Genomic DNA, 13,534 nt, shown 5'->3' on the forward strand with positions numbered 1-13,534 from the left:
GGTGCCTTTTTATCTTTAGATCGTGTTATCAGGAGTCTGGCGTAGCGCTGTTCTTCACAAACAGCGTCAGCTGGTCGCCAGGTTTCAGATTGTCAGTATCATTGTTCCAGCGCATCACATCCTTGATGTTCACGCCGTGTCGTTTTGCGATACTGGACAGTGAATCGCCCTTGCGCACGCGATAGGTAATGCTATCGCTGTTGCTGGCGAGACGCTGTGCGCTGCTACCTGCACCTACCGTCAGAGTCTGACCCACTTTCAAGCCAGAACTGCGCAGATTATTCCACTGCTGCAGATCTTTCGCATTCACGCCAAGACGTGACGCAATGCCCGAAAGCGTATCACCTGAACGAACCTTATAGCTGCGGCTGTTAACTGATGATGCATCCGCGATCAGCGTTGACTGAACGGCGGCGATTTCACCAGAAGCTAAAGACTCGCGTAACTGGTCAGCATGTTTCTGCGGAACCATTACATACTGTGGGCCACTTGCCCCCAGGGTTGAGCCTTTAACGCCAGCATTAAAGGTTTTCAATTTACTTACCGACATACCCGTCATATCAGCAACCTGTTGAATATCAACCGGATTACTGAGGCGAACACGCGCCAGTGCACGACTTTCGTCTGGTGTTGGCAGTTGTACACCGTAACGCTTGCTGTTCTTGAGAATATCGCTCAATGCCAGCATTTTCGGTACGTAAATCTTTGTTTCCTGTGGCAGTGAGAGCGACCAAAAATCGGTGGATTTACCCCGTGCTTTATTCGCTTTCATTGCCTTCAGTACACGACCTTCGCCACTATTATACGCTGCGACCGTTAACAGCCAGTCGCCGTCAAACATCTTGTTCAGACGTTGCATCATGTCGAGAGCGGCTGTCGTTGAAGCGACAACATCACGACGCGCATCATAGTTGCGGGTCTGTTTCAGACCATAGTTTCGCCCGGTGCTCGGAATGATCTGCCAAATGCCTGCGGCATTGGCGCCAGACGTCGCGTGTGGGTCAAAAGCGCTCTCCACTATGGGTAGGAGTACCAGCTCCATAGGCATGTTACGTTTCTTAACTTGCCCGGCTATCCAGTACATATACGGCTCTGCCCGTAACGTTACATCGTGGAGATAGCTCTTATTACTTAAATACTTCTGTTTCTGTTCGCGAATCCGGGTATTTTCCGGAATTCCCATCTTTAGCTCGTCGCCAATAGAGGTCCACAAGTCTTGATCCTGCGCGAAAGATGTTCCATCGTCCATCCAGCGCGCCGAACTTGCAAACTTCCCTGCTTCCCCTTGACCAGCTGCAGAAAGGCTCTGTGCGTGCTGTTGTACGTTGCTGCCGTTCTGCGACTGGCAACCTACAAGCAGGACAGAGGCGAGTAATATCGCTTTTGCCTTCATGTGTGTGTCAATAGTTGCTTAAAAGACGAGCGATGATAACGGCGAAATTTTGAAAAGGCAACCCGCAATTATCTGAAGTTATCTTTCTTTGACCTTAACCATGCAAATCGCTGTTCTGGTTGTTGCAAATTTGTTTCTTGGTTAATTTTATTAATTAAATCAATATCATCTGTTCGTAAAAATAAATTAATTTGGCGCTCGTTTTTCAGAATTACGGGGAGTGTTTTTTGGTTTTTTGCACGTAACTCCTTCACTTTGTGATAATAATCCTGAATCGCCCGATCCTCGGGTAAGAGGCTCACGGCAAACTTCATATTTCCTAATGTATACTCATGGGCGCAACAAATGATTGTTTCATCGGGCAGTGCGTTAATCTTCTGTAAAGACTGGTACATTTGAGCTGGTGTGCCTTCAAACAGTCTTCCGCAACCTCCGGAGAACAGCGTATCGCCGCAAAAAAGATAAGGTTTACTGTAGAAACACAGATGTCCCAAAGTGTGACCTGGTGTAGCAAATACGGAAAACTCCCACTCGCGTATGATAATAGTTTCGCCTTCTTCGACTACATCCGTAATTCCCTTATCTTGTGCCTCTGCCGGTCCGTAAACCACCAGATGCGGAAAGTGAGCGCGCAGTTCAGGCACGCCACCAGTGTGATCGTTATGATGATGCGTCAACAGAATGGCTTCTGGCTGCCAGCCGTTCTCTTTTATTGCGCGCAGAACAGGGGCGGATTCTCCGGGATCGACAATCACGCATCGGCGATCGTCGTCAACCAAAACCCAGATGTAATTGTCCTGAAAGGCTGGAATACTGATAAGATTCATACTTTACCTCTTATAGCGTGGCGGGTGTTTTGATGAAACCGGCAAGGATACCTCAGACTGTCGCAGCACCGGAACGTTGGGCGGAATTGCCCTGGGGTGAATACTATCGCGAAGCGTTAGAACAACAGCTGAAGCCCTGGCTTGCGAAAATGTATGGCTTTCACCTGCTTAAGATTGGCAATCTCAGCGCGGAAATCAATACCGAAAGCTGCGCTATCTCGCATCAGGTTAACGTCTCTCTCGGCGGATCGCCGGTCCAGGTGAAAGCAGACCCGTTGCATCTGCCGTTTGCGGAAAAATCCGTCGATGCGTGTTTGCTCGCACACACGCTGCCCTGGTGCAGCGATCCGCATCGTCTGCTTCGCGAAGCCGATCGCGTGCTGATTGATGATGGCTGGCTGGTACTTAGCGGATTCAATCCGCTAAGCCTGATGGGCCTGCGTAAGCTTGTACCGGTGCTACGCCGGACTCCACCTTACAACAGCCGGATGTTCACCATGATGCGCCAGCTCGACTGGCTTTCACTGCTGAACTTTGAAGTGCTCTGCTACGGTGGTTTTCAGGTGCTGCCCTGGGCGAGGCAGGGGGGCGTGGTACTGAGCACCCATCTCCCCGCACTGGGCTGTTTGCAGTTTATCGTTGCGCGTAAGCGAACCATTCCCCTTACGCTTAACCCTATGAAGCAGAGCAAGTCGAAAACGCCCATCCGTCAGACCGTCGGCGCCACGCGGCAGTACAAAAAAACCGATCAGACGTCGGGCTGATAGCCTGCATCTTCATGAGCGGGATTGGATGCCGCAGCACGCGCCAGTTCGTCGCAGCGTTCGTTCTCCGGATGGCCTGCGTGGCCTTTAACCCACTCCCACTTAATCTGGTGCTGGCCCAGCGCAGCATCAAGACGTTTCCAGAGATCGACGTTCTTGACCGGTTTCTTATCGGCAGTCTTCCAGCCGCGTTTTTTCCAGTTATGGATCCACTGGGTAATCCCCTGGCGGACGTACTGACTGTCGGTACTTAACACCACGTCGCAATGTTCTTTTAACGCCTCCAGCGCCACGATGGCCGCCATCAACTCCATCCGGTTGTTGGTGGTCAGAAAATAGCCTTCGCTAAAAGTTTTTTCGTGCTGGCGATAGCGCATAATCGCGCCGTAGCCGCCAGGTCCTGGGTTACCGAGACAAGATCCATCGGTGAAAATTTCTACCTGTTTACGCATCTCTGGTAGACTTCCTGTATTCGAAACGTTCAGTTAAACGATAAGTCTGACATAAATGACCGCTATGAGCACTGCAATTACTCGCCAGATTGTCCTCGATACCGAAACCACCGGTATGAACCAGATCGGCGCGCACTACGAAGGGCATAAGATCATCGAGATCGGCGCCGTTGAAGTGGTGAACCGTCGTCTTACGGGGAACAACTTCCACGTCTACCTCAAGCCCGATCGACTGGTGGACCCCGAAGCGTTCGGCGTTCACGGTATTGCCGATGAGTTCTTGCTGGATAAGCCGACGTTTGCGGATGTGGCTGACGAGTTCCTGGAATACATCAAGGGCGCTGAGCTTGTCATCCACAACGCATCGTTCGATATCGGCTTTATGGATTATGAATTCAGCAAGCTTAATCGTGATATCCCGAAGACGAATACCTTCTGTAAGGTAACAGACAGTCTGGCGCTGGCGAGGAAGATGTTCCCCGGCAAGCGTAACAGCCTGGATGCGCTTTGTTCGCGCTACGAGATAGACAATACCAAACGAACGCTCCACGGGGCGTTGCTCGATGCCCAGATCCTCGCCGATGTTTATCTGACGATGACCGGTGGGCAGACCTCTATGAAGTTCAGTATGGAAAATGAGTCTCAGCAGACGCAGGGCGAAGCGGGGATTCAGCGTGTTGTCCGTCAGGCAAGCCGGCTACGGGTTGTTTTAGCCAGTGATGAAGAGCTACTTAACCACGAATCCCGTCTTGATCTGGTGCAGAAGAAGGGCGGCAGCTGTCTTTGGCGTGCCTGAAAAAACGGCGGAATGCCTGTTAAATCATCGCTTGGGCGATTTTTGCAGCAAACGATTCAAAACGTGAGAAAAAGCGTTGACGAGATCGGAGGCGCACCGTAATATGCGCCTCGTTCCCCAAACGGGAACAGTGGAGCGGTAGTTCAGTCGGTTAGAATACCTGCCTGTCACGCAGGGGGTCGCGGGTTCGAGTCCCGTCCGTTCCGCCACTATTCAGAAGGCCTGAATCAGAAATGATTCAGGCCTTCGTCGTTTCAGCATTCTGTAATCTCATCCTATCACTTGTCGTTAACAAAAAGTTAATACACATAGTGCAATTTATTAACAATTGCACAAATATAGTGCATTATTTGCACTGTTAATGTGCATTTTGCCACCACTTCTCTCTTAAGCCCTCATTCAGAATGTGTCTTTCTGTAAAAATAATTCACGCAGAATCATTTGGTTATCTCCTGCTTGCCAAAAAAACACCGAACCAATTGCGTATTGGTTTGGTTATTGCTTAATCATTAGCACGATAAGCTTCATTCCATATCAATAACTTATCGTTAATAAAAATAAAGCAATGATGAAAGCGAGCGAACCAATATGGAAAAATCGTCACGGTTTCTGGCAAATTCCAGCACCGCGCTTGAGCAGTTGCGCGGGCTAATCAACCAGCATGAGTCAACACCAGGCATTCCGCTGCCCACGGAACGTGAGCTGTCGGATACTCTCGGCGTAGGGCGACGTGAAGTCCGTCGTGCGCTGGACGTGCTGGAAGAAGAGGGGCGTATCTGGCGTAAGCAGGGCAAAGGGACGTTTATCGGCCCGTCAGCACCTGTTGAACCGCTGGCCCTTCAGGGACTGGTGCAGCAAACAAACCTGCTGGAAGTGATGGAAGCTCGTCTACAGCTTGAACCCGGCCTCGCCCGGCTTGCGGCACTGCGTGCCACCAGGGAAAACCTCGCGCTTATGCAGCGCATGCTGGAACGCATCGATAAGGTCAGCCCGGATGACCGCGATCTCAACGAACTCTGGGACAGCGCCTTTCACCGCGCAATTGCCGAGGCGGCGGGCAACCGTCTGATGCTCGGCCTGTTTGATGCCATTGATGCCGTCAGACGTGAACCGGGCTGGCAGCATCTGCGCGAATTAGCCCGCACGCCCGAACGTGTCGATAGCTATAACGACCACCACCACAAGATCATGACTGCGATTATCCATCGCCAGCCTAATGAAGCTGCGGCCGCCATGCGCGAACACCTGCTCAGCCTGCAAACCGCCCTGATTCAGGCGATCCACCTTGAGGACGACTTCACGCCATGACGACAATCCCCTTTAAGGACGCCACGCCCGTACTGCAAGTACAAAACCTCAACGTTACGTTCGCGGGCTCGCCGGTTAGCGTGCTTGACGGTATCTCATTGACCGTCAGGGCCGGCGAAACGCTGGCGCTGGTGGGGGAGTCCGGCTGCGGGAAAAGTATCACCTCACTGGCGCTAATGGGGTTACTGCCCGCCAGCGCACGGATCGTCAGCGGGGAGATGCAGTTTCGCCGCCGCGATCTGCGAAAGCTCTCACCGAGGGAATATGCCGACCTGCGCGGCAGCGAGCTGGCGATGATTTTTCAGGAGCCGATGACCTCGCTCAATCCGGCGTTTACGCTGGGGGATCAGCTGAGCGAAGCGGTTATGCGACACCAGAACGTCTCGCGCGCAGAGGCGATGAAGGTCGCGCTGCAGATCCTCGAGAAAGTGCAGATCCCGGCAGCAGAGATGCGTCTCAAGGCTTATCCTCACCAGCTTTCCGGCGGCATGCGCCAGCGCGTGATGATTGCGATGGCGCTGATTAACCACCCCAAACTGCTGATTGCCGACGAACCGACCACCGCGCTCGACGTCACCATTCAGGCGCAAATCCTCGCCTTGCTCAACACCTTAAAAGAGGAAACCGGAACGGCGGTGCTGATGATCACCCACGATTTAGGCGTGGTGGCCGAAGTCGCCCAGCAGGTGGCGGTGATGTATGCCGGACAGGTGGTGGAGCAGGGAAGCGTCGAGGCGATATTTGCCGATCCGCAGCACCCGTACACCATCGGCCTGATGGGGTCGATCCCCTCGCTGGGGGCACGTAAAGGCCCGCTTTCCACTATTCCCGGTTCGGTACCTTTGCCTGAATCCATGCCGAAGGGCTGCCGTTTTGCCACCCGCTGTCCGTTTGCGCAGTCCCGCTGCCATGATGAAAAACCGCAGCTCACCGCGCTCGGCGCGGGCCATCGGGTCGCCTGCTTCCGCGTGCCGCTCGAACACCACATTGCCCTGGGAGAGACCGCATGACCACGCCCATTCTTGAAGCTCGGGACCTCAGCAAGCTCTTCCCCGGCCCCAAAAAACTCTTTACCCCGGCCCGGTTTGTCACCGCGGTCGATCGCGTGTCGCTTGCCGTGATGCCGGGCGAAACGCTGGCGATTGTCGGCGAGTCCGGCTCCGGAAAATCTACGCTTGGCCGTCTGCTGCTGCGCCTGCTGGCCGCCAGCGAAGGGCGCGTATTTTACCAGGGGGAAGAGATCACTCATGCATCGGGTGCGCGTCTCAATCAGCTCCGCCGCGAGCTGCAGATCATCTTTCAGGATCCCTTTGCGTCCCTGAACCCGCGCATGACGGTGGAGCAGATCGTCGGCGAGCCGCTGTGGCTGCACCAGAACATGAATAAAGCGGACCGGCAGTACCGCGTTGCCGAGCTGCTTAAAACCGTAGGCCTGCCCGCCGCCTGGGCCGGGCGCTACCCGCACGAGTTTTCCGGCGGGCAGCGCCAGCGTATCGGCATTGCGCGCGCGCTGGCCTCAGGACCGAAGCTGCTGCTGGGCGACGAGCCGGTATCCGCGCTGGACGTGTCGGTGCAGGCGCAGGTGGTCAATTTGCTGGAAACCCTAAAGCAGCAGCTGGGGCTGACGATGGTGATTGTCGCCCACGGACTGGCGGTGATCCGCCACATGAGCGACCGCGTGGCGGTCATGTACCTAGGGCAAATCGTCGAGCTTGCCACCGTGGATGAGATCTTTGACGCGCCGCTGCATCCTTATACGCAGGCGCTGATCGCCTCGGCGCCGCAGATGCAGCCGGGCGCTGAACGTGACGCGCCGCTGCTGCAGGGGGACTTACCGAACCCTGCCAGCCCGCCGACCGGCTGTCGTTTCCACACCCGCTGTCCGTACGTCACCGACGAATGCCGCCAGGTTGAGCCGATTAATCAGGTGCTCGACGGCGGGCGTCAGGTTGCCTGCCACCGCTGGCAGGAGATCAACCGCGATCGCAGCGTTATCCAGATCGCACCGCCATCCGCCGCTTTTCTGCGCCGCCGCGCGCTGTTTGAACACGCGGCCACTCACTCGTCCCTTCCTTCAAGGAACTCATGATAATGACAATGCGTAATTCTCTTTTGACCGTACTGGGAAGTGTTATGTTGCTTGGCGCGGCGCTGCCCGCGCATTCTGAAAGCGTGCTGCGAATCGGTCTGGGTGCTGACCCGGACATGCTCGACCCGCATCTGGCGCGCACCTACTATGGCCGCTTCGTCTTCGCCTCCCTGTGCGACAGGCTGGTGGACGTGGATGAAAACCTGAAGGTGGTCCCCGGTCTGGCCAAAGACTGGGCGTGGAGTGACGACGGTAAAACCCTGACGCTCAATCTGCGCGAAGGCGTGACCTTCCACGACGGTGAGAAATTCGATGCCGCCGCCGCAAAATACAACCTCGACCGCGCCCTGACCCTGAAAGGCTCCCTGCGCAAAAGCGAGATCTCCTCCGTTGAATCGGTCGAGGTCACCGGCCCGATGCAGATTGCGCTGCACCTGAAGACCCCCGATGCCGCGCTGCTGATGCAGCTCACCGACCGCGCGGGCGCGATGATGGCCCCCGAGGCGGCGAAAAAGCCTGACTTTGCCGCCCACCCGGTCTGCTCCGGCCCGTACAAATTCGACAGCCGCGTGTCACAGGACCGCATCGTGCTGACCCGCTTCGACAACTACTGGAACAAAGACGCCTACCACTTCGACAAAATTATCTACCTGCCGATCCCGGATGCCTCCGTGCGCCTCGCGAACCTGCGTGCGGGCGATCTCGATCTGACCGAAGGCATCGCCGCCAGCGACGTGAAAACCGTCGAGGCTGACAGCAAGCTGTCTCTGGCGAAGGTAACGGGCCTGGGGTATCAGGGCATCACCTTCAACATCAACAACGGCAAGGTGCCGGCCAACGACCCGTTCAAAGATGCCCGCGTGCGCGAGGCCTTCTCGCAGGCTATCGACCGCGATGCGCTAAATCAGGTGGTCTTTGAAGGACTGTATACGCCAGCCAACCAGGCGTTTTCGACGGTGAGCCCGTATCACGTCAACCTGCCGGTCCCGCCGCGCGACGTCGAGAAGGCCAAAGCGTTGCTCAAAGCGGCAGGCGTCAGCGCGCCGCTGACCGTCAACCTGCTGGTGCCAAACAACCCAACATCACAGCAGGTTGGGCAGGTGCTGCAGGCGATGGTCGCCGAGGCCGGATTTAACCTGAACCTGCAGATGACCGAATTCGCCACGCTGCTCGACCGCCAGCAGAGCGGTGACTATCAGCTGAGCTTCTCCGGCTGGTCGGGGCGCCCGGATCCGGACGGCAGCATCTACGGCTTTATCAACAGCAAAGGCACCCTGAACGACGGCCGCTACAGCAACGCGCAGGTTGACGAATGGCTGACCCAGGCGCGCCAGAGCACCGACCAGGCTGCGCGCCAGCCGCTGTACGACAAGGTGGTGAAGCAGCTGCAAACCGACATGCCGATTGCCTACCTCTACTTCGAGCCGCGCATTTTTGGCCTGAACAAAAGCGTGCAGGGCTTTAAACCGTACCCGGACGGCATTGTGCGTCTGGCCGGTTTGACGCTTGCGAAATAAGTGTCCTGAGGAGAGCCCATGCTGGAACTGATTTGCAAACGTCTGCTGCTGGCCGTCCCGACGCTGTTGCTGGTGAGCATGATGGTGTTTGGGCTGCAAAAGCTGCTGCCCGGCGACCCGCTGATCGCCATGGCAGGCGAGGAGCGCGACCCGGCGGTCATCGCTCAGCTGCGTGCGGAGCTGAACCTCGATGCCCCGATCCCCGTGCAGTATTTCCACTGGCTGACGCGGGCGCTGCAGGGCGATCTGGGCGTCTCCTTACGCACGCACGAACCGGTGACGCAGCTGATCGCCAGCAAGCTGCCGGTCACGCTGGAGCTGTCGCTGCTGGCGATGATTATCGCGCTGGTGTTCGGCATCAGCATGGGGATCCTCGCGGCGGTGAACAAAAACAGCTGGGTCGATCACGGGGCGAACTTCGTGGCGATCTCGGGGATCTCGATCCCGCACTTCTGGCTGGGGATCCTGCTGATTCTGGTCTTCTCGGTAAACCTGCAGTGGCTCCCCGCGTCCGGCTACGTGCCGTTCAGTGAAGACCCGCTCCAGAACCTGCGCACGCTGCTGCTTCCCGCGTCCGTGCTCGGAACGGGCCTGGCGGCGACGCTGATGCGCCATACCCGCGCCTCGATGATTGCCGTGCTGAAAGCGGATTACATCCGCACCGCGCGGGCGAAAGGGCTGCTGCCGAAGGCGGTGATCCTGAAGCACGCGTTTCGCAACGCGCTGGTGCCGGTGATCACTCTCACCACGCTGCTTTTTGGCGAGCTGCTGGGCGGCGCGGTGCTGACCGAGCAGGTCTTCACCATTCCGGGCTTCGGCAAGATGATCGTCGACTCGGTATTTAACCGTGACTACGCGGTGGTGCAGGGCGTGGTGCTGATCGTGGCGATCGGTTTCCTGATGCTGAACCTGCTGGCCGACGTGCTCTACGTCCTCATCAACCCGAAAATGCGAGGTTAACCATGGCGGAACTGACGACGCAAACCGTTTTGCCTGCGCTGCCGCGGGCGCAAAACCGGGTGCTGAAGAAATTTCTCGGCAATAAAAGCGCGGTCATTGGCGCGGCGGTGGTGGGCTTCTTTGTGCTGGTGGCGCTGCTTGCGCCGTGGATCGCCCCGTTCGATCCGGTTAAGGCCAACTTCCTGGCGGTGCGCAAAGCCCCGTCGGCGATGTACTGGTTCGGCACCGACGAACTGGGGCGCGACATCTTTTCCCGCATTATCTGGGGGGCGCGCACCTCGCTGATGGCGGGCTGTATGTCTGTGGTGATTGCCGTGGTTATCGGCGTACCGCTGGGGCTGGTGGCGGGTTACTTCCAGAAGATGTGGGACGGCGTCATCTCGCGCGTGATCGAGGCGCTGCTGGCCTGCCCGTTCCTGATCATGGCGATCGCGCTGGGGGCATTTTTAGGCCCGAGCCTGACCAACGCGATGATCGCCATCGGTCTTTCTGCGATGCCGATCTTCGCCCGCCTGACGCGCGGCCAGGTGATCGCCATTCGCAACGAAGAGTATATCGACGGCGCGCGGGCGATTGGCCTGCCGGATCGCTGGATCATCATTAAATACGTCCTGCCAAACGTGATGTCGCCGATCCTGGTGCAGGCCACGCTGGCGATTGCCTCGGCGATTATCGCCGAAGCCAGCCTGTCGTTTTTAGGGCTGGGACAGCAGCCGCCAAATCCGTCCTGGGGCTCAATGCTCAACACCGCGAAAGGGTTTCTGGAGCAGGCGCCGTGGATGTCCGTTTTCCCCGGCGTGGCGATTTTCCTTGCCGTGCAGGGCTTTAATTTACTCGGCGACGGGCTGCGCGATGCGCTCGATCCGCGCCACGACTAAGGAGTCATGATGACCAAAGCGCTTGATTTTACGTCCGGTTACGATTCACGCCGTCCGCCGATGATGGGCCATAACGCGGTTGCCACGTCGCAGCCGCTGGCGGCGCAGGCAGGGATGAAAATGCTGCAGCTGGGGGGGAATGCCGTGGATGCGGCCATTGCCACCGCGATGGCGCTGACGGTGGTCGAGCCGACCGGCAACGGGATCGGCAGCGACGCCTTTGCCATCGTCTGGGACGGTGAAAAACTGCACGGCCTCAACGCGTCCGGTCGTTCGCCGGCCAGCTGGCATGCGGATCTGTTTGCCGGTAAAACGGCGGTGCCGGAAATTGGCTGGGATGCTGTGACCGTGCCGGGCGCGGTATCCGGCTGGGTCGCCCTGGCGGAACGCTTCGGCACGCTGCCGCTTACTACCCTGGCGCAGCCAGCCATTGACTACGCGCGCAACGGTTTCCCCGTCTCCCCGCTGATTGGGCATCTCTGGCAGCGCGGCTATAGCAAGCTGAAAGATCAGCCGGGCTTCAGCGCCTGCTTCGCCCCGGAAGGCCGCGCCCCGCGCGTGGGGGAGATCTTCCGTAACCCGGCGCAGGCGAACTCGCTGGAGCTGATCGCCCGCACCAGCGGCGAAGCCTTTTATCGCGGCGAGCTGGCGCAGAAAATTGCCGCTTTCGCCAAAGAACACGGCGCGCACCTGACGGCTGAGGATCTGGCTAACCATCGCGTGGACTGGGTAGAGCTGTTGTCGCGCGACTTCGCGGGCGGTTCGGTGCAGGAGCTCCCGCCTAACGGTCAGGGGATCGCCACGCTGATTGCGCTCGGCATTCTTGAGCAGTGCGGCATTGAGAAGTATCATCCGGATTCCGTGCAGTCCCTGCATCTGTCCATTGAGGCGATGAAGCTGGCGCTGGCGGATCTCGACCGCTACGTGGCGGACGAAGAGCACATGGCGTTCGCGGCGAAAGAGCTGCTGAGCGACCATTATCTGAAGTCGCGCGCGGCGCTGATCAACCACGACAGCGCCTCTGATTTTGTCTACGGTTCCCCGACGCAGAGCGGCACGGTCTACATCAGCACCGCGGACGCCAGCGGGATGATGGTCTCGTTTATTCAGTCCAACTATATGGGCTTCGGTTCAGGCATTGTGGTGCCGGATACGGGGATCAGCCTGCAAAACCGGGGCTGTGGCTTTGTGCTGGATCCAAATCACCCGAACGCGCTGGCGGGTAGCAAGCGTCCGTTCCACACCATCATTCCGGGCTTTGCGATGGACGGCAACGGCCAGCCGCTGATGTCCTTTGGCGTGATGGGCGGCCCGATGCAGGCGCAGGGGCACATGCAGATGGCGCTGCGCATCATGCTGCACGGACAAAACCCGCAGGCGGCAATCGATGCGCCGCGCTGGCGCGTGGTGCAGGGCAGGGAGGTGATCGTTGAATCGACGTTCGATCGCAACACGATTGCCGCCCTGCGCGAGCGCGGGCATCAGATCGTGGTTGAAGATCCGCTTCAGGATTACAACTTCGGCGGTGCGCAGGTGATTTACCGCCTGCCGGAAGGACACTACGTGGCCGCGACGGAAAGCCGCAAGGACGGGCAGGCGTTGGTGAGTTAATTAACGCCCGGTGGCGCTGCGCTTACCGGGCCTACGTTGTGCTCTTTGTAGGCCGGGTAAGGCGTAGCCGCCACCCGGCTTTTATTCACCCAATGCTAAACGGATCCGCATCCTGCCATGCCGGAAACTTCTCCCGATACTCCTTCAGCGCCGTCAATGACAGCTCGGCATCAATGCGCGTCGCCTGATGCGGCTCGGCGGTGGCGATGATCTCGCCCTGCGGATTCACCACCCGGCTATCGCCGCGATAGTGATGCCCGTTGCCGTCCGTTCCCACGCGGTTACAGCCCACCACGTACGCCTGGTTCTCAATCGCGCGCGCCACCAGCAGCGACTGCCAGTGCAGGGAGCGCGGTGCAGGCCAGTTGGCAACATACAGCGCCAGGTCGTAATCGTTGCGGTTACGCGACCACACCGGGAAACGCAGGTCGTAGCAGACCAGCGGCAGAATACGCCAGCCGCGCCATTCGAACACCACGCGCTCGTTACCGGCCTCATAGTGATGATGCTCATCCGCCATGCGGAACAGGTGGCGCTTATCGTAGAAGTGCACTTTGCCTTCCGGCTCCACCAGCAGGAAACGGTTCACCGGCCCGCGTTCGGTCTGCAGGGCGGCGCTGCCGGCGATCAGCGCATTCGTCTGCTGCGCTTTGGCATGCATCCAGGCGACCACCTCATCCTGAGGCATTGACTGTTTTGCCGCTTCCATGGCGAAGCCGGTGGTGAACATTTCCGGCAGGACAATCACATCACGCCCGGTAATCTCTTCCAGTTGACGATCAAAGTGGCGCAGGTTGGCGGGGCCATCCATCCACACTAAAGGTTGCTGCAAAATAGAAATCTTCAGACCAGGCACAATTCAGACTCCTCAAACGACCACTTTTTGACACTGTAGCACGACATAACGAGAAAATGTGGCAATAAAAAACCCCGCGCGAG

The 13,534-nt window shown here is 57.8% G+C and carries 13 protein-coding genes and 1 tRNA gene; 10 read left to right on the forward strand and 4 right to left on the reverse strand.

All coding sequences use genetic code 11. From position 1 onward, the window contains the following. Positions 1-28: 28 nt before the first annotated feature. On the reverse strand, positions 29-1,393 hold the full coding sequence (mltD, locus tag V1587_RS06750) for a murein transglycosylase D (protein ID WP_063145495.1): 1,365 nt from the start codon (positions 1,391-1,393) through the stop codon (positions 29-31). A gap of 68 nt (positions 1,394-1,461) precedes the next feature. Further along, the gene (gene gloB / locus V1587_RS06755) at positions 1,462-2,220 is read right to left on the reverse strand and encodes a hydroxyacylglutathione hydrolase (protein ID WP_371899794.1); all 759 of its coding nucleotides are present in this window, start codon (positions 2,218-2,220) and stop codon (positions 1,462-1,464) included. 32 nt (positions 2,221-2,252) lie between these two features. On the opposite strand from gloB, the gene V1587_RS06760 reads away from it, so the two are divergent. Further along, entirely contained in the window at positions 2,253-2,984 is a 732-nt protein-coding gene (locus tag V1587_RS06760; protein ID WP_371899793.1) for a class I SAM-dependent methyltransferase, read from the forward strand. On the opposite strand, the gene rnhA is transcribed toward V1587_RS06760, so the two are convergent. Further along, on the reverse strand, positions 2,969-3,436 hold the full coding sequence (rnhA, locus tag V1587_RS06765) for a ribonuclease HI (protein WP_023334599.1): 468 nt from the start codon (positions 3,434-3,436) through the stop codon (positions 2,969-2,971). The genes V1587_RS06760 and rnhA overlap by 16 nt on opposite strands. A gap of 64 nt (positions 3,437-3,500) precedes the next feature. Between rnhA and dnaQ the strand changes: the two genes are divergently transcribed. The 9 genes from dnaQ to V1587_RS06810 all read left to right on the forward strand — a co-directional run bounded on the left by dnaQ (position 3,501) and on the right by V1587_RS06810 (position 12,595). Beyond that, positions 3,501-4,232, forward strand: a complete 732-nt coding sequence (dnaQ, locus tag V1587_RS06770) for a DNA polymerase III subunit epsilon (protein ID WP_048029949.1) — start codon at positions 3,501-3,503, stop codon at positions 4,230-4,232. Positions 4,233-4,364: 132 nt separating this feature from the next. Next, a tRNA-Asp gene (locus V1587_RS06775) sits at positions 4,365-4,441 on the forward strand. Positions 4,442-4,820: 379 nt separating this feature from the next. Then, the gene (locus tag V1587_RS06780; RefSeq protein ID WP_371899792.1) at positions 4,821-5,540 is read left to right on the forward strand and encodes a FadR/GntR family transcriptional regulator; all 720 of its coding nucleotides are present in this window, start codon (positions 4,821-4,823) and stop codon (positions 5,538-5,540) included. Beyond that, complete coding sequence (locus tag V1587_RS06785) at positions 5,537-6,550, forward strand: ABC transporter ATP-binding protein (protein WP_371899791.1); 1,014 nt, start codon at positions 5,537-5,539, stop codon at positions 6,548-6,550. Before V1587_RS06780 ends, V1587_RS06785 begins: the two co-directional genes overlap by 4 nt. Beyond that, complete coding sequence (locus V1587_RS06790) at positions 6,547-7,629, forward strand: ABC transporter ATP-binding protein (RefSeq protein ID WP_371899790.1); 1,083 nt, start codon at positions 6,547-6,549, stop codon at positions 7,627-7,629. Before V1587_RS06785 ends, V1587_RS06790 begins: the two co-directional genes overlap by 4 nt. Positions 7,630-7,631: 2 nt before the next feature. Then, positions 7,632-9,146: an ABC transporter substrate-binding protein gene (locus tag V1587_RS06795; protein WP_371899789.1), complete on the forward strand. Its 1,515-nt coding sequence runs from the start codon at positions 7,632-7,634 to the stop codon at positions 9,144-9,146. 18 nt (positions 9,147-9,164) lie between these two features. Next, the gene (locus tag V1587_RS06800; RefSeq protein ID WP_008500268.1) at positions 9,165-10,106 is read left to right on the forward strand and encodes an ABC transporter permease; all 942 of its coding nucleotides are present in this window, start codon (positions 9,165-9,167) and stop codon (positions 10,104-10,106) included. A 2-nt stretch (positions 10,107-10,108) separates the two neighbouring features. After that, positions 10,109-10,984 (forward strand): ABC transporter permease, encoded by an 876-nt coding sequence (locus tag V1587_RS06805; RefSeq protein WP_371899788.1) that lies wholly within the window; start codon positions 10,109-10,111, stop codon positions 10,982-10,984. 9 nt (positions 10,985-10,993) lie between these two features. After that, the gene (locus V1587_RS06810; protein WP_371899799.1) at positions 10,994-12,595 is read left to right on the forward strand and encodes a gamma-glutamyltransferase family protein; all 1,602 of its coding nucleotides are present in this window, start codon (positions 10,994-10,996) and stop codon (positions 12,593-12,595) included. An 85-nt stretch (positions 12,596-12,680) separates the two neighbouring features. On the opposite strand, the gene V1587_RS06815 is transcribed toward V1587_RS06810, so the two are convergent. Then, positions 12,681-13,451 carry an amidohydrolase gene (locus V1587_RS06815; RefSeq protein WP_371899787.1) on the reverse strand — a complete coding sequence of 257 codons (771 nt, stop codon included), beginning with the start codon at positions 13,449-13,451 and terminating at the stop codon, positions 12,681-12,683. Positions 13,452-13,534: the final 83 nt, after the last annotated feature.

The sequence above is a fragment of the Enterobacter sp. ECC-249 genome, from assembly GCF_043965265.1.
Classification (GTDB): domain Bacteria; phylum Pseudomonadota; class Gammaproteobacteria; order Enterobacterales; family Enterobacteriaceae; genus Enterobacter; species Enterobacter quasiroggenkampii.